The 25,434-nt window shown below is 29.6% G+C and carries 26 protein-coding genes; 24 read left to right on the forward strand and 2 right to left on the reverse strand.

All coding sequences use genetic code 11. The features are described 5' to 3' along the window. The first annotated feature begins 49 nt into the window (after window positions 1-49). From K0040_RS05415 to K0040_RS05425, 3 genes are all read left to right on the forward strand, one after another. On the forward strand, window positions 50-1,522 hold the full coding sequence (locus tag K0040_RS05415) for a glycine betaine uptake BCCT transporter (protein WP_228107915.1): 1,473 nt from the start codon (window positions 50-52) through the stop codon (window positions 1,520-1,522). A 396-nt stretch (window positions 1,523-1,918) separates the two neighbouring features. Beyond that, entirely contained in the window at window positions 1,919-2,266 is a 348-nt protein-coding gene (locus K0040_RS05420) for a winged helix-turn-helix transcriptional regulator (protein WP_228107916.1), read from the forward strand. A 731-nt stretch (window positions 2,267-2,997) separates the two neighbouring features. Further along, on the forward strand, window positions 2,998-3,288 hold the full coding sequence (locus tag K0040_RS05425; protein WP_228107917.1) for a hypothetical protein: 291 nt from the start codon (window positions 2,998-3,000) through the stop codon (window positions 3,286-3,288). A gap of 50 nt (window positions 3,289-3,338) precedes the next feature. Here K0040_RS05425 and K0040_RS05430 read toward each other — a convergent pair whose 3' ends face one another. Further along, window positions 3,339-4,748: a PQQ-dependent sugar dehydrogenase gene (locus K0040_RS05430; RefSeq protein ID WP_228107918.1), complete on the reverse strand. Its 1,410-nt coding sequence runs from the start codon at window positions 4,746-4,748 to the stop codon at window positions 3,339-3,341. A 358-nt stretch (window positions 4,749-5,106) separates the two neighbouring features. Between K0040_RS05430 and K0040_RS05435 the strand changes: the two genes are divergently transcribed. From K0040_RS05435 to K0040_RS05525, 19 genes are all read left to right on the forward strand, one after another. After that, on the forward strand, window positions 5,107-6,327 hold the full coding sequence (locus K0040_RS05435; protein ID WP_228107919.1) for an L-lactate MFS transporter: 1,221 nt from the start codon (window positions 5,107-5,109) through the stop codon (window positions 6,325-6,327). Window positions 6,328-6,592: 265 nt separating this feature from the next. Continuing rightward, window positions 6,593-7,570 carry a methyl-accepting chemotaxis protein gene (locus K0040_RS05440; RefSeq protein ID WP_228107920.1) on the forward strand — a complete coding sequence of 326 codons (978 nt, stop codon included), beginning with the start codon at window positions 6,593-6,595 and terminating at the stop codon, window positions 7,568-7,570. A gap of 741 nt (window positions 7,571-8,311) precedes the next feature. Then, entirely contained in the window at window positions 8,312-9,775 is a 1,464-nt protein-coding gene (locus K0040_RS05445) for an Msr family ABC-F type ribosomal protection protein (protein ID WP_228107921.1), read from the forward strand. Between the two features lie 49 nt (window positions 9,776-9,824). Beyond that, a complete protein-coding gene (locus K0040_RS05450) occupies window positions 9,825-11,051 on the forward strand; it encodes an MFS transporter (RefSeq protein WP_228107922.1) in 1,227 nt (408 codons plus the stop codon). A gap of 357 nt (window positions 11,052-11,408) precedes the next feature. Further along, entirely contained in the window at window positions 11,409-11,723 is a 315-nt protein-coding gene (locus tag K0040_RS05455; RefSeq protein WP_228107923.1) for a PadR family transcriptional regulator, read from the forward strand. Window positions 11,724-11,734: 11 nt separating this feature from the next. Continuing rightward, window positions 11,735-12,370 carry a hypothetical protein gene (locus K0040_RS05460; RefSeq protein WP_228107924.1) on the forward strand — a complete coding sequence of 212 codons (636 nt, stop codon included), beginning with the start codon at window positions 11,735-11,737 and terminating at the stop codon, window positions 12,368-12,370. Window positions 12,371-12,608: 238 nt separating this feature from the next. Further along, window positions 12,609-13,217 (forward strand): DedA family protein, encoded by a 609-nt coding sequence (locus K0040_RS05465; protein WP_228107925.1) that lies wholly within the window; start codon window positions 12,609-12,611, stop codon window positions 13,215-13,217. Window positions 13,218-13,359: 142 nt separating this feature from the next. Beyond that, on the forward strand, window positions 13,360-14,223 hold the full coding sequence (locus K0040_RS05470; RefSeq protein ID WP_228107926.1) for an AraC family transcriptional regulator: 864 nt from the start codon (window positions 13,360-13,362) through the stop codon (window positions 14,221-14,223). A 285-nt stretch (window positions 14,224-14,508) separates the two neighbouring features. After that, window positions 14,509-15,099: a hypothetical protein gene (locus K0040_RS05475; RefSeq protein ID WP_228107927.1), complete on the forward strand. Its 591-nt coding sequence runs from the start codon at window positions 14,509-14,511 to the stop codon at window positions 15,097-15,099. Further along, window positions 15,092-15,775, forward strand: a complete 684-nt coding sequence (locus tag K0040_RS05480) for a TVP38/TMEM64 family protein (protein ID WP_228107928.1) — start codon at window positions 15,092-15,094, stop codon at window positions 15,773-15,775. Before K0040_RS05475 ends, K0040_RS05480 begins: the two co-directional genes overlap by 8 nt. Window positions 15,776-15,973: 198 nt before the next feature. Further along, entirely contained in the window at window positions 15,974-16,666 is a 693-nt protein-coding gene (locus tag K0040_RS05485) for a response regulator transcription factor (protein WP_228107929.1), read from the forward strand. Window positions 16,667-16,716: 50 nt separating this feature from the next. Beyond that, window positions 16,717-17,640 carry an ATP-binding cassette domain-containing protein gene (locus tag K0040_RS05490; RefSeq protein WP_228107930.1) on the forward strand — a complete coding sequence of 308 codons (924 nt, stop codon included), beginning with the start codon at window positions 16,717-16,719 and terminating at the stop codon, window positions 17,638-17,640. Continuing rightward, on the forward strand, window positions 17,633-18,388 hold the full coding sequence (locus K0040_RS05495) for a DUF2705 family protein (RefSeq protein WP_228107931.1): 756 nt from the start codon (window positions 17,633-17,635) through the stop codon (window positions 18,386-18,388). Before K0040_RS05490 ends, K0040_RS05495 begins: the two co-directional genes overlap by 8 nt. 16 nt (window positions 18,389-18,404) lie before the next feature. Further along, window positions 18,405-19,304: a sensor histidine kinase gene (locus K0040_RS05500; protein WP_228107932.1), complete on the forward strand. Its 900-nt coding sequence runs from the start codon at window positions 18,405-18,407 to the stop codon at window positions 19,302-19,304. A gap of 232 nt (window positions 19,305-19,536) precedes the next feature. After that, window positions 19,537-20,244, forward strand: coding sequence for an MBL fold metallo-hydrolase (locus K0040_RS05505; RefSeq protein WP_228107933.1), 708 nt, complete (start codon window positions 19,537-19,539; stop codon window positions 20,242-20,244). Window positions 20,245-20,365: 121 nt separating this feature from the next. After that, window positions 20,366-20,671, forward strand: a complete 306-nt coding sequence (locus K0040_RS05510; RefSeq protein ID WP_228107934.1) for a hypothetical protein — start codon at window positions 20,366-20,368, stop codon at window positions 20,669-20,671. A gap of 105 nt (window positions 20,672-20,776) precedes the next feature. Beyond that, window positions 20,777-21,250 (forward strand): flavodoxin, encoded by a 474-nt coding sequence (locus tag K0040_RS05515; RefSeq protein WP_228107935.1) that lies wholly within the window; start codon window positions 20,777-20,779, stop codon window positions 21,248-21,250. A 169-nt stretch (window positions 21,251-21,419) separates the two neighbouring features. Beyond that, on the forward strand, window positions 21,420-21,899 hold the full coding sequence (locus K0040_RS05520; protein ID WP_228107936.1) for a flavodoxin domain-containing protein: 480 nt from the start codon (window positions 21,420-21,422) through the stop codon (window positions 21,897-21,899). 189 nt (window positions 21,900-22,088) lie between these two features. Then, window positions 22,089-22,718, forward strand: coding sequence for a Vat family streptogramin A O-acetyltransferase (locus K0040_RS05525; RefSeq protein ID WP_228107937.1), 630 nt, complete (start codon window positions 22,089-22,091; stop codon window positions 22,716-22,718). 207 nt (window positions 22,719-22,925) lie between these two features. Here the strand turns inward: K0040_RS05525 and K0040_RS21025 are convergent, their stop codons facing one another. Next, on the reverse strand, window positions 22,926-23,345 hold the full coding sequence (locus tag K0040_RS21025; protein ID WP_334302497.1) for an HAD-IA family hydrolase: 420 nt from the start codon (window positions 23,343-23,345) through the stop codon (window positions 22,926-22,928). A 527-nt stretch (window positions 23,346-23,872) separates the two neighbouring features. Here K0040_RS21025 and pepI point away from each other — a divergent pair. Next, window positions 23,873-24,754, forward strand: a complete 882-nt coding sequence (gene pepI, locus K0040_RS05535) for a proline iminopeptidase (RefSeq protein WP_228107938.1) — start codon at window positions 23,873-23,875, stop codon at window positions 24,752-24,754. Window positions 24,755-25,047: 293 nt separating this feature from the next. Next, window positions 25,048-25,233, forward strand: a complete 186-nt coding sequence (locus K0040_RS05540; protein WP_228107939.1) for a hypothetical protein — start codon at window positions 25,048-25,050, stop codon at window positions 25,231-25,233. Window positions 25,234-25,434 lie beyond the last annotated feature (201 nt).

Consider the following 25,434-nt stretch of genomic DNA (forward strand, 5'->3'; position numbering starts at 1 on the left):
TATTTCGAGAAATACTAAGTATATTAGTACAATAAATTGGAGGTATAATATGGTTTTTTACATATCATTAATTATAATTGGCTTATTCGTAATATGGGGTATAATTTCTCCTGTCAATTTAGCAGCTACTGCAACATATTTACTAAATATTATGACTAAAAGATTTGGGTGGTTCTATCTACTTACAGCCTTTTTTATTTTATGTTTTTCAATATATTTGATATTTAGCAAATATGGAAAAATTAGACTTGGAAAAGATGAAGATCGCCCTAATTACAACAATATTTCTTGGTTTGCTATGTTATTTAGTGCAGGTATGGGAGTTGGATTAGTGTTTTGGGGTGTCGCAGAGCCTTTACAGCATTATATGGATCCTCCAGTAGGTCTTGGGGAATCAGCAGAAGCAGCACGTACGGCAATGCGTTATTCTTTCTTTCACTGGGGACTACATCCCTGGGCTATTTATACATTTGTAGGATTATGTTTGGCCTATTTCAATTATCGAAAAGAGTCCAATGGCTTAATAAGTTCAACCTTTTATCCATTATTAAAAGATAAAGTAAATGGTCCTATAGGAAAGCTTATTGATATACTTGCAGTTATTGCAACTGCCTTTGGAATTGCCACATCTTTAGGATTAGGGGCGCTTCAAGTAAATGGAGGATTGCATGAGATATTGAATATCCCCAACGAGGTTAGAGTTCAGATTATTATAATAGCCATAGTAACAGTCTTATATTTAATATCTGCTACAACAGGATTGGATAAGGGTATAAAAATATTAAGTAATCTTAATATAGGTGTAGCTGGTGTGTTAATGATATTTGTTTTGTTTGTAGGTCCGACATCATTTATATTTGAAGCTTTTACAACAACATTAGGTGGATATCTTCAAAATTTAATTCAGATGAGCTTAAGGTTAACGCCATTTACTAGAGGAACATGGATTGGAAACTGGACATTGTTCTATTGGGCATGGTGGATTGCATGGGCTCCATTTGTTGGGATGTTTATTGCTAGAGTATCAAAAGGAAGGACGATAAAGGAATTTGTATTAGGTGTCCTATTTATTCCGAGCATAGTAAGTTTCATTTGGTTTTCTGTTTTTGGAGGAACTGCATTAAATCTCGAAATTTTTCAAGATGCTGGTGTTGCAAAAGCTGTAGAAAAAGATGTAACATCTGCTTTGTTTCTTATATTGAGACAACTTCCATTAGGCACAATAGTATCAATTCTAGCCACTTTACTAATAATAACATTTTTTATTACATCAGCAGATTCTGCAACTTTCGTTTTAGGAATGTTATCTTCAAATGGAGATCCTAATCCTAAAAATAAGGTGAAAATTATATGGGGAATTTTACAATCCTCCATTGCAATAATTTTACTTCTCAGTGGTGGCTTAGAAGGATTACAAACAATGGCAATAATTTCGGCATTACCATTTGCAGTTGTTTTAGTTATTATGTGTTTTTCTTTTATGGAGTCATTGAAAGAAGAAAAAGTTAAAATTAAAAAATAGTAGATTTGGAGAATAGTAAGGGTATTCCGAATATCAAATTCTTATTTCAATTTTGTCGACAAGGAATTAGATATAAGGAGCCCTTATTTTTATACTTAGTTATAACATATTAAGTCCAGAGCTGAGTTAGTAGATTAGTTTTGATTTATTAAAGATTAAACATTTCTAAATACCATAACAAATCCATCGAATATCTGATACTTACTCTAAAACTTTTATATTAATAGAATTTTAGTGTATTATCATTTCTATCATAAATCATTCTTTCATATAGGTATAAAATAATTTTGACTGATTAATCAGCCTTAAATTATAATTATATCAGCTAAAATTATTGTAACAAACATACAATATTTTTTATTTAAGTAAGAAAAAACTGAGCATGGGAGTGATTTTATGAATGATAAAGGATCTTATAAAAACAAATTTGATAGCTGTCCACTGACATTTGCCTTAAACCTTATCGGTGGTAAGTGGAGATTGCCTATTATCTGGTCTTTGCATAAAAACGAAACTATGAGATATAACGAATTAAAAAGGGATATTCAGGGGATTACTAACATGATGTTAACTCAAGCACTAAAAGAATTGGAATCTTATGGCATTATCAACCGTAAACAGTTTATGGAGATACCGCCTCGGGTTGAATACTCCTTGACAGATAACGGAGAAAGTCTTATTCCGGCTCTTAAGGCGCTGGCTAACTGGGGCGATAAAATGAAATCTTTGCCTCATATTTGGTAAAAGCATAATATCATAAAGATATCAATTTTAGAACTAATGTAAAAGATATCTCTTTTAAGCTTCTAAATTTTAGATAATAATGTTTTGTATAAATCATGATTTATAAGAGCAAATTAGAGCTAAAATTAAAAAACTATATGGAGGTAAATCTTATGAAAACAAGTAACTTTGTACCATAGAACCTCCTTATGAAATACGTCATGAAAATGAGGGATTTTATTCGTAATGATCTTGAACATGAACTATAACTACAGGATATGATTCGTAAACAAATTAATCGTGCTCATGAACTTGGTGATTTTGGAACAGTAGAAGTTCTTGAGGATGATACATTGGTTAGAGGAATAGAACATTTAATTGATTACTTAGTTTAATAAAAAAACAGTAGATTAACTTTGGTTAATTTACTGTTTTTTGAAAAAGCTTGGAATTAAATCAATTATAATAAAGAAAAGATAAACAGATTTTCATGCTATGACTTATTGGAGTTTGCACTTATTATCTTTATAAGGTAATTCATGAAATTTTTAAGGAAAATATTAGATATGCTCGCGTAAATAAGTGAAAATAAGAAAAATACTAAAAAAGCTAAATGAGTTGATAATGAGCTAGCTAAATCTACAAACGCTGGAATACCTATTATATAAGTTGAAAATGTTATACCAAGGGATAGTGTTATGCTTGAAAATAATATAGAAATTATTATTCCCCTCCTAAAAACCAATGTTCCGATGACGATGCCTAATAGTCCGGTGGTGAAAAGTAGAATTAGTGACTCTTGTAGACTAATTATAGAAAGGATTAATACAGAAGAAAAAAATACGGTAAAGCCAAGAGGAATATTAGAAGCAGCGGCTATTGCAATAGGTAAAGTACTTAATGGGCTTAAGAATAATCCAATAGCAGGTAAAAATACAGGTGCTGATTGGAATAGAACAGCTACTGTTGTTAATATGCCTCCAATACAAATAAACCTACTTATATTCATTTTATTCAATTTTAATGCCTCCTTGTATATGTAGTTGTCACATTTAGACATTTAATAGAAAACTTTTTAATGACCGAATGAATATTAAGAAGGAATAATTTCAAAAATAGTACCTTGGTTAAAATCAGCCACATTGGCAGAACCATAAACCCCTAAATAAAGTCTGGTTTGATTCATATTTGTTCCCAAACAAACATAATAAGATGATTGAGACCCAAAGTCATAATCAGTTTCAATAATATTAAAATCATTTAGTCTGCAATCTGTTCTTGGTCTTGTATAAGCTAAAACTCCTCTTGCTGGAGATTCTCCCTCCCTAGAAAAATCAGTAAATACAATGCTTCCCATTAAACCTGGTATTCTATTTCCCATATATGGTTGAACTCCTGTAAGCGCAGAACCAACAAATTTATCTGGTCGTGAATCTTTATGAAAATAGCAAGTTAAAGGTTGGAGACGTTGTGCTGAAGTTTTTACTGCTTCATTGTAATAAGCAGTTGTTATCTCATTCAAAGTTGGATTATCAGAGCAGTCTCTTATAAGGGAAGAAGGAAAAGTACCTTCCCATCCTCGCCAGCCAAAGTTAATAAATTTTTCTTGGTTAGGTTCGGATTTTAAATAAGATTGAACAAGCTGAACAACAGGTATTGGTCTGTAATTAACAAATGAAAAAATCGACTCTACCAAATCCTGTCCAACATTGCCCACATATTTTATATATTGGTTATAAAACCTTTGAAATGAAATGCCAGGTATATTGCGAACTCCTTTAGCCATTACCGAAAGTGTTTCCTGAATAGAGATTGGAAGTTCATTAAAACGTGTGACTACAGGTGGATTATTGATTAATGTATTCTTAGTTACATCAATTTCAATTATTTTACCACAGACTTCCATATTATCCTGACTCAAGTTAAATGGATCATAGCCTGATCCACCATCTCCAGTAGTTAAAATAAGTTTGCCAGTTTCAGGGGAAAAATTTAAACTATTGACACCATTATGATTGGCAAATGGTCTTCTTAGGTTAAGCAATGTTCGCCTTTTTTGAGATTGACCATTCGGTTGTAAAATCCATTCTTCAATTGTATCAATATGATCATATTGAACATCTCTATCTATCCACTGTAAATTTAAGGTGTTGGGATCACATGGGTTAGGTTGAGAAGATTCAAAAAGAGCACCAGGACCTTGTGTTCCTGCTACTGAATAATGAAGATAAAAAAGACCATTATAATAAAATGCGGGATGAAACGCTAGTCCAAGCAATCCTCGTTCATCATATCCCCCATTAGAAGTACCTAGTTTTATTATTTGAGGGCGAATATCTAAGAAAGTATTTATAGCTCCGTTAGATATGTAAAAGATTCTTCCTACCTGAGTTGCAATAAATAAACTTTCACTTGATTCGCCTGGAATTATAGCTGTTCTTAAAACAGTTGGTAAATTTATTTTATTAACGATAGGCTGTAAACTAACTTTAACTTTTCTCATCTAATTCATACTCCTTCCTATTATTTGATATAGATAACCAAATCCGATTCTTAACATATTTATGAACTATTTTGACTTTTAAGTAGTGAATTAAAAATATTTAATTAAATTATGAAGTTGTTTATCTATAACATAATAATATGATTAACCATGTTGTATTAGTACAGAATTGTGGATTTCTCTACATTACTGATGTTTCACTAAAACTAATTTCATAAATATACAACATTTATTAGGCATGTGATATTATGGATGTGCGTTTTTAAATCAAAAAGAATTATAAAAAATTGCTTAATAGTTATATATTTTCTTAGGTAGTGGAAAAATAAATTATTTAATAAAAGAAAGGAGTATATTAATGGGAAATAAATTAGTTCTGGGAAAGGGTATGAAAGCTAGTTTAAGATGGATATATGTATTTTTAGGAATAATAATAATGATATGCTTTGGTACAGTTTACTCCTGGAGCATTTTCAGGATACCTGTGGAGAAAGTTTTTAATATAGGTTCGACTCAAAGTGGTTTACCATACATGACATCTTTGGCATTCTATGCACTGTTTATGATGTTATCAGGAAGATATTTTGATAAATTTACTCCGAAAGCTATTATTTTAACTGGATCATTACTATTATCATTTGGTTGGATATTATCATCTTTTTCATCAAATATTTATATTTTAACAATAACATATGGGGTTATTGGAGGTGCAGGAGTTGGTATAGCTTATGGTGTTCCTATAGCGATAGTAACAAAGTGGTTTCCAGAAAAAAAAGGATTTGCTATTGGATTTGTTTTATTAGGGTTTGGGATATCACCATTAGTTACAGCTCCACTTGCAAGATTTTTAATTGAAATATTTGGAGTTATGAAAAGTTTTCTTATATTAGGAGTAGCTTTTGGTATTATAGTCCCTATCCTTTCATATCAATTTAAATATCCTTCTGAATTGGAAGCTAGAATGCTTAAAAAAAAGTCAGGTAAAGATGATGAATCTAATGATAAAGACACCAAGGAGATGGTTAGATCCAATAGCTTTAAAGGATTATATGTAAATTTTATTATTGGAACTATGATAGGGTTAATGCTAATTGGAATAACAAACAATGTTGGCATACAATTAATCGGATTATCGCAAAAAAAGGTGGCATCAATGATTTCTGTATTTGCAATTTTTAATGGACTTGGAAGACCTGTATTTGGATGGATAACTGATAAGCTATCATCAAAAAAGGCCATGTTAATTTCATATAATCTTATTATTATAGCAGCATTATTGATGTTATTTTCAGACAGCGATAATACAACTTTGTTTAGTATAGCTTTTTCAATATTCTGGTTTAATTTAGGTGGATGGCTTTCAATAGCCCCAACATCTACAGGAATTCTATATGGAACAAAATATTATAGTCAAAACTTTGGTGTTGTTTTTACAGCATATGGTATAGGAGCTATTTTAGGTGTAGCAAGTTCTGGATTAATCTTAGATATTTTTAAGAATTATTATTATATTTTTTATTTAATAATAGGACTTTGTGTTTTAGGTTGTCTGTTGACGTTTAAAACAATTAAAGAATGAGGAAATGTTTTTATTAACCAATAAGAAAAAGTATGATTATGAAAATACTTACCATATAGAATTGAAGATAATCTAAAGAAGAAAAATAAAAACAATGTTGTTTGACATTTCTATTGATTTTTATGCAGTTTTAAATGATAATAATATTTAACTGAATAATTTAGAGTTAACTTATCAATTTAGTGATAGAAGTAGCCTTAAATTAAAAAATATTGAATGAGAACTAGAAATTATAATGGTTTATTTAAGACAATGGGAGGACAACATGTTTTTTAACAAACGAATAATAAATACTAATTTAGAAGATAAATCCGAAAGATTTCAGGATAAAAAGAAAAATCTATTAAGTAATTTATATAAAGATATTTTGGATTTTATAAAAAGTATAAAAAAAGTAATTCAAGAAACAGTGAAGCAGCATAAAAGAGTGAATAGCCAACATGAAGATTTGGCGGATCTTACCAAGAATGTACAATTTCATATGGAGGTAATATCCAACTTAACTTATGAAACAGACAAAGCAACCAAAGAATTATCTGATGAAGGAAGCAGACTTTTAGAAATTACAGAAGATTCAGCAAAAAAATCACATGATGGAAAAGTAGCAATCGAAGAAATGATGAGTATTATTAAAGCTCTTGAAAGTGAGTACAGCAAAAATAGAGATATGATTAATAATCTGGTAAGTAAATTTTCTGAAGTAAAAAATGTAGTTAATTTAATTGATAATATAGCATCACAGACGAATCTTTTAGCATTAAACGCTTCTATTGAAGCTGCTAGAGCTGGAGAACAAGGGAAAGGATTTGCAGTTGTTGCTGAGGAAATACGAAAATTAGCTGACCAGACTAAAAAAAGTACGATAGATATAGCAAAACTTATTGAGAATATTTCTATTGAAACGGGAAATGTAAAAAATAATTCAGAACGCTCCATCGAAGTTATTAAAATTGGTGTAGAAACCTCTGTAGAGGTAATTGAAAAAGTTGAGTCCAGCTTAGTATCTGCATCAATTGTTTATGAAGAAGTCAAAAAAGTGATTGATATCTTAGATCATCAAAAAAATCAAATAGCTAATATGAATGCAGAAATTACTGATATTGATGAAATACTTAAGGTAACAGCTAAAGCAATCATTTCACATATAGAGGAGGCTAGTATTGTTGATAATCAATTACAATTAGCCGGTAATACGATAGAGAAATTTGAGAAGATTGTTAAGGTAGAGGACGCAACTATATAAAATGAATTTACGAAGCAAAGATTTTTAGAAAAGGAATGAAATATGATAGAGTTTATAATTTAAGGATTGCAAAAATCTAATACATATGCTAACATATTAATGATTTTAAATAAAAGGAGGGTTGCTTAAAAATGTGTGGAATATTTAGATCTCGATTTTATACTTTATGTAACTAATTGAATAGTGCTTAAAAAAACCTACCTATGTGTAGAGTAATCGGGATTGGTCTGCCTATTTTTAAGAGAACCTTATTAACGATGAATAAAAGAAGGGACAAATCTACCTTCTTTTTGTATGCCTAAAAATAGAATTAGAATCAATAATAAATTTCAATATTATAATACTGACAGGGCTAAAACTATGAGGATTTTGCATGTTTATTTAACTTTAGATTTATTATTTATGCAAATATGTATATATGCATAAATAATAATAGTATTTATTCTTGTGTGTTTAAAAATAATATTTTGAAATTTTCTTGAAGTGACCATATATTTAGTTTATAAAAATAACTTGTTTCTATAATGAATACAAGGTGTTTCTATTTTGTTACACATTTTCCGTTTACTCAAAGCACAGGTAACCAACCTGTGCTTTTTTAATTGGACGAATAAAGAAAGGAAGAAGGAGGAGGAGGAAACATATGTATTATATTTTTATATAATTCTTACTGTTAAAGTCGCAGAAATTTCTCTGCGAAAAATAAATGAAAATATGCGATTTTATACAGGAGGAATAAAGATGGAATTATTAATAAAAGGAAAAGACATTTTTGTAGAATATACAGGGCGTGATATCTTAGATATTGAGGAATTAGAATTATATAGTTATGACAGAATAGGTTTAGTAGGGGAAAATGGAGCAGGAAAAAGTACATTACTAAAAGTGCTCCTAGGAGAATTAACGCCGTCAGGAAGTAAAATTAAACGATTTGGGGAATTTGCCTATATACCTCAACTTGATGAAGTGAATTTGCAGAAACCCAAGGATTTTGCATTGTTAGGCAAAATGAGGGTTGATGAATTAGATGTAGATAAAATGAGTGGTGGTGAAGAAACAAGACTAAAAATAGCTCAAGCTCTTTCAGAACAAGTTCATGGTATTTTTGCAGATGAGCCAACCAGTCATTTAGACCGTGAAGGAATTGATTTTTTAGTTGGACAATTAAAGTATTTTCCAGGGTCATTGATGGTAATTAGTCATGACCGCTATTTTCTAGATGAAGTAGTAGACAAAATATGGGAATTGAAAGATGGAAAGATTACCGAGTATTGGGGGAACTATTCTGATTATCTTAGTCAAAAAGATGAAGAACGTAGGGTTCAGGCTACGAAATATGAAAAATTTATTCAGGAGCGTGAACGATTAGAGAAAGCTGCAGAGGAGAAGCGAAAGCAGGCACAGAAAATTGATAAGAAAGCTAAAAGTAGTACTAGAAAAAATAGTTCTGAAAATGGTGGACGTTTAGCACATCAGAAAACTATAGGAAGTAAGCAAAAAAAGATGTATAATGCTGTTAAATCAATAGAACACAAGATTGCAACTCTTGGAGATGTGGAGGCTCCAGAAAATAACAGAGTTATTCAATTTCGTCAGAGTGCAGCACTAGCGCTTCATAACCCATATCCTATTATTGGGACTGAAATCAATAAAAGTTTTGATGATAAGGTATTGCTCGAAAATACATCTTTTAGCATACCACTTGGATCAAAAGTAGCGATAGTAGGTGGTAATGGAACAGGAAAAACTACTTTAATTCAAATGATCTTAAATTGTGAAGAGGGTATTACAATTTCACCTAAGGCTGAAATAGGATATTTTGATCAAAATGCTTATAAGTATAATGGCAGTAAAAATATTATGGAATTTATGCAGGAAAACTGTGACTATAAAATTTCTGAAATTCGTTCTGTACTTGCTTCAATGGGATTTCAACAGAATGACATCAGTAAAAAATTATCTGTTTTAAGTGGTGGAGAAATGATAAAACTGAAGTTAGCCCAAATATTGCTAGGTAAGTACAATATCTTATTAATGGACGAACCAAGTAATTACTTGGATATAATTAGCTTAGAAGCCTTAGAGATGCTAATGAAAGATTATACAGGGACAATTATATTTATTAGTCACGATAAAAGATTAGTTGATAATGTGGCTGATGTAATTTACGAAATTAAGGATAAAAAAATAATACAAATAAAATAAAAAATAAAGATTTAAATTACGAATTAAGAGGAAGGATAAATTATAAATTATGAATAAAAATAATAATCATAAGGGTTCTCCCTTATTCAATAAAAAAATAGCGCTATTTCTCATAAGTCAAAATATATCACTATTTGGCTCAGCGGTTATAGGCTTTGCCATTATGTGGTATATTACGTTGGAAACCTCTTCAGGATTTTGGTTAATGCTGTCTACTATTTGCTCGATGCTTCCACAGGTAGCAATATCTCTGTGGGGCGGTGTTTGGGCAGATAGGTATAATCGTAAACATTTAATTATGATTGCAGATGCTTTTATTGCTGTATCAACATTTGGGCTTGCTATTGCTTTTTGGACAGGATTTCAACGTATAGAACTTTTACTAGCAGTATCAGTAGTACGTTCAATTGGTGCAGGTATTCAAACTCCTGCTGTGAATGCTATTTATCCTCAGCTTGTCTCTCAGGATAAACTAACTAAAATACAAGGCATCAATCAAACATTGAATTCAGTATTAATGTTACTGGCTCCTGCTGTAGGAGGTATGTTGCTTGGTTCTATGGATATTGCATGGGCTTTTATGTTAGATGTAGTTACGGCAGCGCTTGCCATCTTAATTATTAGTTTTATAAAGGTGGAAAAAATCCAGAGAACTGATGACCTAGCGCCTATACTTACTGAGCTCAAAGAAGGCATTGATTATACTTTCCACCAACCATTATTAAGAGGGATTGTAATCTGCTATGCATGTTCTTTCTTTTTAATAACTCCCGCAGCAGTTCTATCTCCGCTTTTAGTTGAAAGAAGCTTTGGTAATGAGGTATGGAGACTAACTACCAATGAAATAGTTTGGACAGTTGGCTCATTAGTTGGTGGATTATTCGTTTCACTATATAGTAATTTTAAAGACAAAGTTCGTACTATTGCCTTATGTCTTGTAGCTTTCGGTGTAACTTTTAGTCTATTAGGTATAGCAGGAAACTTTACCGTATATTTAATTATTATGGGAACGGCTGGTTTCTTTATGCCGATTATAGCCACGGCACAAACCGTGCTTATTCAAGAAACTACTCAGCCAACCATGTTAGGACGAGTTTTTTCTATAATACAGATTATATCTGCGAGTGCAATGCCAGTTGCCATTTTAATTTTTGGACCATTAGCTGATATTGTATCAGTGGAAGTAATCCTGATTGTATCTGGGATGCTTTTGGCTTTGGTTGGTATACTATATCAGCATAGTAATAAAAATATATCAACTCAGAATATTAATTAATGTATTTAAAAGCAAACCTGTCAATTTTGGCAGGTTTGTTTTTTTAGTCATAATTTCAAAAAATATATTAAAAATAACTATTGAATATTACGTACATTAAGTTACGGAACTTTTATAAAATTATTTAATAACTGTATGTAACCTTGTTTGATGGAATTTTACATAGAAGATTTAAAATTTGGCGAAATTAATAGTATTATAGAATTTTTATTGGACTTGGCGGTGTCTAAGAGAACAAACAGCAAAAGCAATAAGTTAATAAATTAAGGAATAAATTGCTTTACATTATTAAGTAATAATGATAAACTAATGACAGTTAAGTATTCAATGTTATTAAGTAATTGAGGAGGTGATATCTTGAATAAGGAGATGTTAAAAGGAACTATCGATATTCTTATCCTGAGCGTTCTAACTCAAGGAGATAACTATGGTTATGAAATTTCAAGAATAATAAAGTCAAGAACTGAAGGTCGATTTGAAATTTTAGAAGCAACAATGTATCTATCTTTAAAAAGATTAGAAAAACAGGGAGCTATTGATTTTTATTGGGGAAGTGAATCTGAGGGAGGCCGAAGAAAATACTTTAAGATTACAGAGCAGGGTAAAGATCGACTTTCTCAAGATATAAGAGATTGGAAAGAAACAGTGGAAGTAGTTGAAAAATTTATTTAGGAGGTTTTGCTATGCAAATATTTGTAAAAAAAATATTTAATTTATCAGACATTCGATATCCATGGTTATTATTAATATCTATGATTGCATTTATGTTTTCTTTATACAACAATAAAATTAATCCCGAAATAAGTACGATGATGGAGTTTTTAACTTATGGGATGGCAATTGCAATTGCTATTGTGTGGAGTATTTTAAACTATATTGATCATATGAAAATCAATGTACTATTAAGAAGGTATGATAATATTGATGTTTTTGTGGATAATTTGGTATTAAATAAGCAAGAAAAAGAAGATCTTAAGTCTTATTTAAACGATTTTGTAAAGGATCTTCAGGATAATGGAAAAACGAAGGATGAGGCTACAAAAGCTGCCATTGCTCAATTTCAAGTAGAAGAATTCACCTCAGTTTCTAAAAATAGTGGAATTTTTGAGCTATCTAGTCATTACTATCTTATTGGTTATATTTTAATTTTTGCAATTATAATGACATTAATTGGGATATTTACCAATACAATTTTAGATGATTCTTTTTTATTAAAAGCTATGAACTTTATGTTAAATCTATACTCTATTGGACTATTTATTCTATTATTTTTATATAAAATAATAGATAATCTAGTTATAAAGAAAATAATTCATTAGCATAGTCATATATAAATATAAGAGCAGAAGCTATATCATATTGAGAAGTTTAATATATAAATAGCTTCTTTTAGATTATGAGTAGCTATATTTAAATAGAAATTTACATCATTAAGTAATTATTCTATACTTATTTAGAATTTGCTACTTAATATTATTAAGTAATTTTTGGAGAATGTTAAGCAGAATTATATATTGGGAAAAATTAGCATCATGTTTTTGAATGGAGGGAATAATAATGCAGAATATTATTTTAGAAGTAATTAACCATTTTGGTTACATTGGCATTGGTTTGCTAATTGCCATTGAAAATATTTTTCCACCGATACCCTCTGAGATTATTTTAACCTTTGGAGGTTTTATGACTACATTTAGCAACATGAACTTATTGGGGTGCACTGTAGCAGCTACGATAGGTTCAGTATTTGGTGCGATTGTATTGTATTTTCTAGGTAGAGGATTAAATTCAGAACTATTTACACGACTATTTGATAGTAAACTTGCGAAAAAGCTACATTTAAAAAAAGAAGATGTTATAACAGCGGGAGAATGGTTTAATAAATATGGTAATAAGGCAGTATTCTTTTGTAGATTTGTTCCAGTCATTCGAAGTCTAGTATCTATACCAGCAGGAATGGCAAAAATGAATTTAATTTCATTTTTATCATTGACACTACTTGGTACACTTATTTGGAATATGGTGCTTGTTTATTTAGGAATGTTAGCGGGAGATAATTGGGAAACTGTTGCTTCATATATGGATTTCTATTCAATGATATCTGCTAGCTTCCTTTTAATCGCTACATTATTGATTGGTGCTGTTTTTATAAAGAAGCGCTTTTTTTAAAATAACAAAGATGGAATTGGAATAAATAAAGAATATTTTATAATATTTCTTTTATATAACAATCCGATATTTTTTATGTAAAAAAAGTCGAGCATGGTTAAGGTAAATTTAGTATTATGTAGATATGAAAAGGAGGGAGATAATGTTAAACGAATTAAATCATGTAATTGATTATATTGAAGACCATATAACTGATAATCTATCTCTTGAGATGATTTCTGAATATGCTGGAGTTTCTGACTATCACTTTAGAAAGATATTCTTTTATATTTCGGGGATGACTCTCAGTGAATATATTAAAAACAGAAAACTGTCGGAAGCAAGTAAGGATTTATTAAATGGAGAAAAAGTAACAGATGTTGCTTTTAAATATGGTTATCAGTCAATGGACGGCTTTAGTAGATCATTTAAAAAATGGAGTGGATTTTTACCTTCAGATGTAACGAAAAAAGGTATAAGTAAATCATTTCCCAAACTTTCATTTGTAATAACCGTCAAAGGAGGAATTAGTATGGAATTTAGAATTGAAGACAAACCAGCATTTAATTTAGTAGGTGTAAGTAAACGTGTCCCTATGCAATTTGAAGGTGTTAATAATGAGATTGTAAAGCTTGCAAAAATCATAACGGACGAACAAAAGAAGGAGATGCATTCTCTTCAAAATATTGAACCTTATGAAATTGTCAATGCTTCTTATGAGGCAGACGCTAATTTTTTAAAAGAAGAAGGATATTTAACTCATCTAATAGGTATTTTAACGACTAAAAATGAGGTAAGCGACTTATTAGAAAAAGTTCCGGTAGCAGCTAATACTTGGGCCATATTTCCAAATGAAGGGTTATTTCCTTCTACGTTACAAGAAACAATGGCAAAAATATATTCAGAGTGGCTTCCTTCTTCCAATTATGAAGTAATCAACGCCCCTAGTTTTTCTTTTACTAGAATGGATAAACATAAAAAGGATTTCGCTTATAGTGAGGTTTGGATTCCTGTTCGTAAGAGATAAAATTTTATCATATGAATTTGATAGATTTTACAGCAGAAGTAAAGGAGACACTGTTTTAACTTAGCTATATAAAAATATATTAATGCTAACTTTCTGATATATTGGAAAAGTAGTGCATACCATAGAGAAGCCAGTAGGGTGAAATAATTTTACCTTAGCTGGCTTTTTTATACTTTAATCAGATTTTAATTTATACTTAAGTTTTTCTTAAGACTTTTTTAATAGGTTCTTAAACTCTATATATCATAATAAATACATAAATTAAATTAATGGAGGTAAATTATCATGGAAAAATATTATTTATATATAGTTTTAACAAGAACAAATACTGTCATGTCTAAGCTTATTCGAATTTTTAAAGATGATGAATATACACATGCAGCTATTTCTTTAGATAAAGAACTTAATCATATGTACAGCTTTGGAAGGAGGAATACCTATAATCCTTTTATAGGAAGGTTTAGAAAAGAGGATATCAATGAAGGTGTATATAAATTTTGCAATATATTACCTGGTGCAATAATTGAGATTGAAGTGTCTAAGCAAAAGTATGAAAAGGCTAAATTACTATTAGATCATTTTATTTCCAATAGTGATATTTATAAATATAACTATAAGGGGCTTGTGCATAGTTTGTTGAATAAGGCAGTTTGTAGCGATAATAGATTCTTATGTTCAGAATTTGTATATTATATTTTAAATGAAAGTGGTGTTGCAGATCTTAAAATATCAAGAAATTTGGTTAGGCCTCAAAGTTTGCTGAATATAGAAGGAAAAATGATTTATAAAGGTGATCTTAAAGAAATAAAATTACCAGAAAATAAATTATATATAGAAGGAATAAGAGCAGGGAGGATGAGTGTAATATATGAATAAATCTAATGACAAAATAAAATTTTTTTCTTACTTATTAGCAGTTATTATTATATTTATAGGAATATTTGGTTATGTGAAATCAAGTGGTATTTTAGATTACATGTCCTCAGCTGAAGAATTTAAAAAATATATTGAAGGATACGGAGAAAAAGCTTATTTAATATTTTTTATTGTTCAATTAACATCTGTTATTATTGCACCAATACCTAGCAATATAAGTGCTGTAGTAGGTGGAACAGTATTTGGCATGTGGGAATCTTTTTTTATTAGCATGATGGCAATTATAAGCGGTTCTTCAATAGTATTTATTTTTGGAAAAAAATTTGGAAGAGTTTTTGTGGAGAGGTTTGTAAATCCTAAAGTTTTAAATAAGTATGAGGAACATTTTTCGTCCAAGAAAGGACAATTACTTCTTACATTGCTATTATTTCTTCCATTTTTCCCTGATGATACTATTGGTTTCGTAGCAGGACTTAGTAAAATAAGTTTAAAAAGATATGTTATAATAATGCTACTTACAAGGCCTTGGGAAATACTGGCAGCATCAGCATTAGGCTCATCTAATATAGTAATACCCATGTGGGCCTGGGGAATAATAGCTTTGTTTATTATTTGCATAGCTAAAAGCAGCGATAAATTAGAAAAAAAGTTGACTGATATTATTAAATTAGCTTAACAATCTAAATATATAAATTAATTTAACTAGGAGTTAAAGATTGATCAAGATTTAATGAGTTATGTGGATAGGATACAATATCTATATTTGTAGTTTAGATAGCAAGAATAGTGGTAAAATAGAAAGGAAACTAGTTAGCGTTGTTAAGGTAAGTTATTATAAATTTAATATTTAACGTTAGGTAGGTGTTAAAACGTAATGAGTAATAAAACTTTAATATTGGTTATAGAGGATGACAATGATATAAGTAATATGATTCGTGACTTATTAGACCAAAATGGATACGATACAAAATCAGCTTATTCAGGTACAGAAGCTTTAATGGTTTTTAATAATAAAATTAATCTAGTACTTCTTGACCTTATGCTTCCAGGATTGTCAGGAGAGATAGTACTAAAAGAAATTAGAAAACATAGTAATGTTCCAGTTATCGGACTTTCGGCAAAGAGTGATAAAGAATCAACAATCAATCTGCTGAAGTCCGGTGCTGATGATTATATTATAAAGCCATTTAATAATGATGAGCTGTTGGCAAGAATTGAAGCGCAGCTACGAAGGTATAAACACACTTCAAATCTCAAAAATGAATATAATAAGGTAACTTATAAGGATATAACAATAGATATAGAAACCCATTCGGTACAGGTAGGTGAGACTTCTGTAAGCCTTACAAAACGAGAATTTTTAATTCTAGAATTATTGATGAAATATCCTAAAAAGGTATTTACTAAATCAAATCTTTATGAGCATGTATGGAATGATGAATTTTTTGGAGATGAGAATACAATAAATGTACATATTAGCAATATTCGTTCAAAGCTTGCGAAGGCAAATCCCTTAGATGAGTACATACAAACAGTTTGGGGAATAGGCTTTAAGATGAGCGAGTAAACTTTATACTTCATAATAAGATTATATACTAAATAAGGAGAGTAACTAAGTTGATTGAATATATTTTACAAACCTTTGGACTTACAAAGCAATATGGAAGTAGTACTGCAGTTAATGATATAAATATGAAAATCAAAAAAGGAGATATATATGGGTTTATTGGCAGAAATGGTGCTGGTAAAACAACAATGATTAGAATGATTACAGGACTTGTTGAACCAACAAAAGGTGAAATAGAATTATTTTCAAGAAAAGATAAAAAAAATATTAATGCTGGACTTCCTAGATTAGGTAGTATAATCGAACATCCTGCTTTATACCCAAATTTTACTGCATTTGAAAATATGGAACTTCGAAGTAAACTATTAGGTATACCTGATAAAAAGGTTATTAATAGTATATTGAAAACAGTAGAATTGTCGGATGTGGGCAATAAAAAAGTCAAGAATTTTTCTTTAGGCATGAGGCAACGTCTTGGTTTAGCTCTTGCTCTGCTTGGAAATCCAGATTTTCTCATACTTGATGAACCAATAAATGGGCTTGATCCTGAGGGTATTGTTAAGATGAGAAAACTACTCAAAAAGCTTAATGAGGAGCATGGTATAACCATTTTAATTTCAAGCCATATATTAGGAGAGCTTTCTAAATTGGCAACACGCTACGGTATAATCAATAATGGTACATTAGTAGAGGAGTTTACAGATAAGGAATTGAAGCTAAAATGTAGAAAGTACCTAAATATAAAAGTGGATGATAGTACTACGGCTTCATTCGTTTTAGAAGATGTCTTCAAAATAACAAACTATGAGGTGTTACCCAACAATATAATTAAGGTTTATGACTTATTGGATATGTCAGGTAAAATTTGTCTAGAACTTGCAAAAAATAATGTGAAAATATATTCTATTGAATCTAAGGGTGATGATTTGGAAGAGTATTTTATGAAATTGATGGGAGGTAACAATTATGATTAATTTATTAAAAAGTGATTTTTATAAATTGAGACGTAGTAAGTCTTTTTTTATTTGTTTAGGAATTCTTGCAATTTTTGTATCCTATATTATAATAGACTTTAAATCATCATCACATATCAAAGAGAAGCTTAGTCCGAGTACCTTTCACTGGATATATATGCTCTTTGAGGAAAGAGCTTTCTTACCATATTTTATATCTGTGTTTCAATCCATGTTTATTACAATGTTTATAACAAATGAGTACAGCACAGGAACAATTAAGGATTCTGTTTCCTTAGGCTTTAGTCGTATAAAAATCTATATGTCTAAACTAATTACAGTATCTCTAGGTTCAATTGTAATGATGATTGTTGCTATATTTTTTATAGAAATCACATCAATTTTTGTTTTTGGCATATATGGTTTTTTTTCAATGTATGATTTACTGCTACTTTTTCGAATGTTTTTAATCCAGGGTTTGTTATATACAGCCTATGGATCTATATTTCTAATGATAGCATTTTTGATTAAAAATATAGGGGGTACAATGGCCTTTAGCATATTCTTCAGCTTAATAATAGGATCTTTGGGTTCAGTAGTTGGAAATAGCTATTGGGGAAGAATTTTGCTACTTATGAATTTTTCGCCTAATGCTGTACCACACCCACAAGTGATGGATGTGAAGATAGCAATTGCAGTAGCTCTATTCTATCTGACTTTGTGTTCAACTATAGGAGGGTTAATTTTTAAGAAGCAGGATATCAAATAGATTTGGAGGCGGTTTTATGCTTTGGTTAACTATTATAATACTTATATTAGTAATAGGTGTATTATTCACATATATTTTGCTTTATAAAAGAGGGATTAGAGAGATTGCAAAAAAGCTTCAGTTTATTAGAAATAATGATACAAATATGAAAATCAATCTTCCAAATAAAATAAAGGAAATTAATGAACTGGCAATTCAATTAAATCATATAATTAGCTATTATAAAACAGAAAAAATAGCTATTTCGAAGGCTCAACATGAATTTAAAGAGGAGATAACCAACATATCTCATGATTTGAGAACGCCACTTACCTCTATTGCTGGGTATGTTCAAATGCTGGAGTCAGAGAAAACTCCTAAAGAAAAGAAAGTTGAATATTATAGCATAATTAGAATGCGTATTGAAACATTAGTTAAAATGTTGGATGAGTTTTTTGAATTTACTAGAATTGAATCGGATGAATACCCATTGCAGTTAGAAAAAATTAATGTAAATAATGTGCTTACTAATGTAATTTCTCTGTTTTATTATGATTTTATATCAAAAAGTGAAGAGCCAATCATAAAAATACCTTCAACACCAATTTATATCTATGCAGATAAAGATGCCTTAACAAGAATTTTTCAAAATCTGATAAAGAACTATTTAAATCATGGAACTGGAAATATATCTATTTCAGCAAAAGAAGGAGAAAAACATGTATGCATTGGTTTTAAAAACTATGCACCTAATATAGATCAGGCAGAGGCTGAAAGATTGTTCAAACGTTTTTATACAGCCGATAAATCTAGAACTAAGAAAACTACAGGTTTGGGATTAGCTATTGTAAAAAACTTGGTTACTAAAATGAAAGGTGAAATTGAAGCATATGTTGAGGATTCATATCTAATTATTAATATAATTTTTAATATTTAAGATTCTTATTATATAATTTATTTATAAGCTCTTCTAATGTAATGAATTACAGACCCTAACTATATAATTTAACTCTATATCAGGGTTTAAATGATTAAACTATCTATATCAATGTATATGAATGCTGACTAATGACAATCATGTGTATTTATGATAATATACAGAATAGTTCAGATTATCTTTTTAAATGACTTAAAAAATAATCTAATCTTATATAGAAGGAGAAACTAAGATGAACAAAATAGTAATGTTAGATATTAATTTTAAATATGAAAATGAAATACGAACTATAAATCCTATTTTACTAATAGATAATAATGATGTTGTTTTAGTTGATTGTGGCTATCCTAATTTTTTAAATTTATTAGAAACTTCAATGAAATCAAAAAACATAGACCCAAATTCATTGACAAAAGTACTTATTACACATCATGATGATGATCATATGGGAGCTTTATATGAAATTAAGGAAAAGTATCCAAATGTTAAAGTAGTAGCAAGTAAAATAGAGAGTGAATATATTTCTGGTAGAAAGAAATCCCTTAGGTTGTTGCAAGCAGAGGAAATTCTGAAAGTATTGCCAGAAGAGCAAAAACAATTTGGAATTGAATTTTGCGAGTCACTAAGAAAAGTAAAACCTGTTAATGTAGATATAACAGTTAAAGATGGAGATTATTTTAATTGGGCAGGAGGATGTCATATAATATCTACTCCCGGTCATATGCCTGGCCATATTTCATTATATTTAGAAGAGACTAATTCTATTGTGACAGGAGATGCAGCTGTTATAGAAAATGGAAAACTAGTAATAGCAAACCCACAATTCACACTTAATTCTGATAAGGCACAAGATTCATTGGAAAAAATTATATCTATGAATGCAGATAACTATTACTGTTATCATGGAGGAAAATGCGTTAATTCTACAACTAGGAGCTAAAGTTCTAAATAAACCAATATATCAATATTATGAATTAACTAAGTATAATTTTTGTTTTAAATTGTATTATTTATGTTCTTTTACACAAAGAATTAGCTATAGTAAAAGGAGGAGGTTTACAATGAGTAACAATAATACTCAAAATTCAATAGAGAGTCTTCGTAGTACACTAAATTTTCAATTTGATATTTCGTGGCAAATGCTAGAATTTCATCTTACGGGATTAGAGGATGAGGAATGTCTTTGGAGGCATAGTCCAAAAGGTCTTACTGTCACTAATAAACTAGGAATTTGGGAGGCAGATTGGCCAGATAATGAAGAGTATGATATGGGACCTTCAAGTATAGCTTGGCTAAATCTGGAACTAATGAAGAACGCATCTGAGATTGGTTGCGGTCGATTCCTTTATGCTTCAAGGAAAAAATAAATATAAATGTTTCTGTGTTTCCCTTAACTAATAGTTGAGGGAAATTTATTATAATGTTTATAGATGATTTCATAAATAAGAATTTTAAGAAAGGAAGTGATATATATGGGAAATACATTGATTGTATATTATTCGCTTTTTCAAAATACAGCGAACTTAGCATTAGAAATAGCAGTTCAGACAGGTGGTACTATGAGAGAATTAATACCTGATAAAAATTATTCCTTTGACTATAATACGGCAGCAAAAGAAGTAAGAAATCAAATTTCTAGAGGATTTTGTCCTAAGTTAATATCTGGAGATGAATCGATAGAAGATTATCAGACAATATTTATTGGTACACCTAACTGGTTTAAAACATTAGCCCCACCAGTTATGAGTTTTCTTAAACAACATGATTTTACAGGAAAAACAGTAATTCCATTTTGCACTCATGGAGGCGGTGGATTTTGCCAAATAGAAAATGATATAGCTAAAGAATGTTCAAAATCCACAATTTTGCCTGGTATTGCTATAAATGGAACTGCTACATCAGAAGAGGTTACAAACTGGCTTGAGAAAATTGGATACGAATTATAGACAGAAAATAAGGAACTTAGAATGAAGAAACAGTTTTTAACAGTTTTTTTAACAGTTAAAGATATTGTGAAAAGTAAATAGGTTATTTGATTTAAATATAAAGGTAGATTTCTTTAGATATGATTGCGGTATAATATGGTTATAAAAAATTAAGTGAGGGAAATAACTTATGAAAGTTTTGATAATTTATTGTTCTGACTACAATAGTAACACTGAAAAAATCGCAAGAATATTTGCTGATAAAACTGATGGTAAGCTAGTAAACATAAGAGATGTTAATGATATTACCTTAGAAAATTATAATCTAATTGGATTTGGTTCGGGAGTGTATCGAGAAAGTTTGTCTCCAAAGGTACTAAGACTGGCTGATAAATTAAATTTAAGAGATAAAAATGTTTTTGTATTTTCAACTAGTGGAGTTGGAATGAAATTTTATAACAATAGTCTAATTAAATTATTAGAGTCAAAAGGAGCAATAAACAAAGGAAGTTTTGCATGTAAGGGAAGCTTTGTAGCAAAGGAATTTACCAATAAAAAGATTTTTGATATTATGGGCAGATTATCACAGGGTCACCCAAATGATGAAGATTTTAAAAAAGCAGAAAAATTTATTATTAGGATAGTTAATTCCCTTAAGGTTTGTAAATAGGATAAATACAGAGATTGAGTAGCTTACTGCTTAATATCTTTTTATACTTCAACCAAACTTTAATGTAATTATGACTATTGATTATATAGATAGAATAAAGTTGCATCTTCTATTTGAAAAATTTTATCTAAGAAATGTATAAATATTTAATTCAACTAATATTAAAAAAATTAAAAAGAGGAGTGTTTTATGATAGGACCAGATAAGAAAAAGTTATATCCAAATGAAAATATAAATACAGTTTGTTATATAAGTAATCTACCTAAAAAAACTAATGTCGAGATTGGAGAATATACTTATTACAGTGATAATAAAAAATCTCCTGAAAAATTTTACGATAATATAGAACATCATTATGACTTTTTAGGAGATAAGCTAGTAATAGGCAGATTTTGTGCAATTGCAGAGGGCGTCAAGTTTATTATGAATGGTGCAAACCATAGAATGGATGGAATTACAACCTATCCCTTTAATATTTTTGGAGGTGGATGGGAGAAGGTAACTCCAACAATAGAACAATTACCTTTCAAGGGTGATACAGTGATTGGCAATGATGTTTGGATAGGAGAAAATGTAACCATTATGCCAGGTGTTAAAATTGGAGATGGTGCAATCATTGCTACTAATTCAACTGTAGTAAAAGATGTTGAACCGTACACAATATATGGGGGAAATCCAGCTAAGTTTATCAAGAAACGTTTTAGTGATGAAAAAATAGAACTATTGCTAAAACTTCAGTGGTGGAATTGGGATGAAGAGAAGATATTTAATAATATTGAAATACTAACATCAGGAAATGGTTTAGAAAATATTATATAATTACTGATTGAACTAAAAATATAATCCTATCTATTCAAGTAAAAGTCTAAAGAAATTTTATTTATGGTAACAATAGGGTTAAACAATTATTTTTCGAGGAAGATAAGAAGCAAGCAGCTAACAAGCTCAGTATTAATTAATTTGCTTTAACAGGTTAACAAGTGCGATTCTTTAATGAGAGAAATCGCACTTGTTTAAATTTTACTATTAAACGTTTTTTAAAATATTCATAAGTTTCATTAAGCTAGGAATATTATAGGTAGGGATTATTCCAAAGTTATTAATAATTTCATTATGATTATACCAACATGTGTCTATATGGAAGTTTATTTCACCTTGTATATCTGATGTTAATCTATCTCTCACAATCAATATTTTGCTTTTATCAGTATGCCCTATATTATTTAAAGCAGATTCAAATATTTTGGGGTTAGATTTTGATACCTTAATTTCTTCAGAGATTACTATATCTTCAACGCATTTTGACATAATGGATTGACCGATTATTTTATTTTGAATATCAGTAAGGCCATTAGTAACTATAGCAAGTTTATAATTTTTACTCAAATTTTTCATAGGTTCAGCACTTTCTTCAAATAAAAAGGATCCATTAGATAAATGGTTTATATAAGCTTTTGCAAATTTATTTTCATCAAATTTAGCATTTAAACCATCTTACAATCTTCTAAATCTTTCTACTTTCAACTTCTCCTGAGTAATAAGACCAGCCTCAAGCTCTTTCCATATGACATTATTTATTTTTAAGTGATAATTTTCATCATATTATATACCAAACTCCAGCAGAGTATTTTTAAAGGCTTCTCTTTCAGTTTTTTAATCAAATAAGTATCATCTGTATCAAATAACATTACTTTGTATCTCATATTTACCTCAAATTATAATCTATCAAACAAAATACTTGCTTTACATATCTTTATAAATAAAATAAGATATTACCAAGAATTTCGACATGACATATGTTATGTAAGGAGGAATTATGAGAAAAATAAAATTATATATCTATAAAAATTTAATGGTCATCTAATGGTGAAAACCTTTTACTTTCATGTTATACTAAAAAAAGCTAATAAATTTTTAACAGTATTAATTAGGAACGTGTTATTGTTACTAATGACAAATGGGGGGAATTAAACATGAAAATAACTGAAGGATACATGCCTTTCAAAGGCTTTAAAACTTATTATCGTGTAGTAGGAGAAGCGACTAAAGGTAAGGCACCATTAGTGCTACTTCATGGAGGACCAGGTTCTACACACAACTATTTTGAGGTATTAGACCAAATAGCTGAAACTGGCAGACAAGTAATAATGTATGATCAAATAGGTTGTGGAAATTCATTTGTTGAAGGTCATCCAGAATTATTCAATGCTGATACTTGGATAGAAGAGCTTATGGCTCTAAGAGAACACTTAGGACTTGATGAAATTCATTTATTAGGACAATCTTGGGGTGGAATGCAGGCTATCTGGTACGCTCTTGAATATAAACCAAAAGGAATTAAGTCATATATTCTTTCATCTACTCTTCCATCTGCAAGTCTTTGGGAAACAGAGCAAAAGAGAAGAATATCATACATGGACGAAGCTGATCAAAAAGCTTTACTTGATGCAGTAAATACTGGAGATTACTCTAGTAAAGAATATGGTGATGCATTAGATAAATTTATGAAAATGTATTGCGCAGGTGAAGTAACTGAAAATGATCCAGAATGCTTAAGAAGACCTAAAAAATCAGGAACTGAAGCTTATGTTGTAGGATGGGGACATAATGAGTTCTCTCCATCAGGAACACTAGCTGGATATGAGTTTACAGATAGATTACATGAAATAGAAGAGCCTTGTTTAATAACTAGTGGAGCAATAGATTTATGCTCACCATACATTGCAAAAACTATGCATGACAAAATTCATAATAGTAAATGGGAGTTATTCCAATATTCAAGACATATGCCTTTTGTGGAAGAGCACGAAAGATATGTGGAAGTTTTAACTGAATGGTTAAATGCTAATGATTAATAAATAATAATTAAACTTAGAATTTATTAAGTTTAATTATATAAAAAATATGTATGTTTAAAAAGAGAGATTAGGTAATATAATCTCTCTTTTTTATTTATAGAACTTGCTGCCTAATTATATGACTGAATAATAAATATTATTTAGCAAAAAATAAGCAATATACTTTTAATAATAAGGAGTAAAATTTTATGCATAAAAAAGGTATTCTGTACGTGTTTCCCATTGTTTATTAAATCCAGCTACAAGAGTTTATATAATGGGTAGAAGATTTAATTTAGCTAGAATGATAAGTGATTATTTTTTCAAGTAAGAATATAGCTATAATACAGCAACCTTGTCCAGAATTTACAGCTATGGGATATTGGAAAAATCCTCAGGGAAGACAACAATATGATAATGTATTTTTCAAAAAACACTGTGGAAAAGAATTAGAGAGCTATGTTGATATGGTACAAATGGAATATTATTTGCAATAATGGGAGGGATGATGCTAAGTAAATTTTATAAAGGTGAAATAAACGATAATATGAAATTATTTAAAGTGGATAGATCCGATAAATAGAATAAACATAAAAAATTCTACTGATTGTAAAATTAGTAGAACTTTTTTATGTTTATTATGAAGTACTACAAATTTATAAAAATGTATCGCACAAATTAATCAAGTACAAACAAAC

This window comes from Terrisporobacter petrolearius (assembly GCF_020748185.1).
In the GTDB taxonomy this organism is placed as follows: domain Bacteria; phylum Bacillota; class Clostridia; order Peptostreptococcales; family Peptostreptococcaceae; genus Terrisporobacter; species Terrisporobacter petrolearius.

Bases quoted from the DNA above. Each gene is read 5' to 3' on its own strand.
- K0040_RS05415 (WP_228107915.1), top strand. From the start codon at position 50: ATGGTTTTTTACATATCATTAATTATAATTGGCTTATTCGTAATATGG.
- K0040_RS05420 (WP_228107916.1), top strand. From the start codon at position 1,919: ATGAATGATAAAGGATCTTATAAAAACAAATTTGATAGCTGTCCACTG.
- K0040_RS05425 (WP_228107917.1), top strand. From the start codon at position 2,998: ATGACGATGCCTAATAGTCCGGTGGTGAAAAGTAGAATTAGTGACTCT.
- K0040_RS05430 (WP_228107918.1), bottom strand. From the start codon at position 4,748: ATGAGAAAAGTTAAAGTTAGTTTACAGCCTATCGTTAATAAAATAAAT.
- K0040_RS05435 (WP_228107919.1), top strand. From the start codon at position 5,107: ATGGGAAATAAATTAGTTCTGGGAAAGGGTATGAAAGCTAGTTTAAGA.
- K0040_RS05440 (WP_228107920.1), top strand. From the start codon at position 6,593: ATGTTTTTTAACAAACGAATAATAAATACTAATTTAGAAGATAAATCC.
- K0040_RS05445 (WP_228107921.1), top strand. From the start codon at position 8,312: ATGGAATTATTAATAAAAGGAAAAGACATTTTTGTAGAATATACAGGG.
- K0040_RS05450 (WP_228107922.1), top strand. From the start codon at position 9,825: ATGAATAAAAATAATAATCATAAGGGTTCTCCCTTATTCAATAAAAAA.
- K0040_RS05460 (WP_228107924.1), top strand. From the start codon at position 11,735: ATGCAAATATTTGTAAAAAAAATATTTAATTTATCAGACATTCGATAT.
- K0040_RS05465 (WP_228107925.1), top strand. From the start codon at position 12,609: ATGCAGAATATTATTTTAGAAGTAATTAACCATTTTGGTTACATTGGC.
- K0040_RS05470 (WP_228107926.1), top strand. From the start codon at position 13,360: ATGTTAAACGAATTAAATCATGTAATTGATTATATTGAAGACCATATA.
- K0040_RS05475 (WP_228107927.1), top strand. From the start codon at position 14,509: ATGGAAAAATATTATTTATATATAGTTTTAACAAGAACAAATACTGTC.
- K0040_RS05480 (WP_228107928.1), top strand. From the start codon at position 15,092: ATGAATAAATCTAATGACAAAATAAAATTTTTTTCTTACTTATTAGCA.
- K0040_RS05485 (WP_228107929.1), top strand. From the start codon at position 15,974: ATGAGTAATAAAACTTTAATATTGGTTATAGAGGATGACAATGATATA.
- K0040_RS05495 (WP_228107931.1), top strand. From the start codon at position 17,633: ATGATTAATTTATTAAAAAGTGATTTTTATAAATTGAGACGTAGTAAG.
- K0040_RS05500 (WP_228107932.1), top strand. From the start codon at position 18,405: ATGCTTTGGTTAACTATTATAATACTTATATTAGTAATAGGTGTATTA.
- K0040_RS05505 (WP_228107933.1), top strand. From the start codon at position 19,537: ATGAACAAAATAGTAATGTTAGATATTAATTTTAAATATGAAAATGAA.
- K0040_RS05510 (WP_228107934.1), top strand. From the start codon at position 20,366: ATGAGTAACAATAATACTCAAAATTCAATAGAGAGTCTTCGTAGTACA.
- K0040_RS05515 (WP_228107935.1), top strand. From the start codon at position 20,777: ATGGGAAATACATTGATTGTATATTATTCGCTTTTTCAAAATACAGCG.
- K0040_RS05520 (WP_228107936.1), top strand. From the start codon at position 21,420: ATGAAAGTTTTGATAATTTATTGTTCTGACTACAATAGTAACACTGAA.
- K0040_RS05525 (WP_228107937.1), top strand. From the start codon at position 22,089: ATGATAGGACCAGATAAGAAAAAGTTATATCCAAATGAAAATATAAAT.
- pepI (WP_228107938.1), top strand. From the start codon at position 23,873: ATGAAAATAACTGAAGGATACATGCCTTTCAAAGGCTTTAAAACTTAT.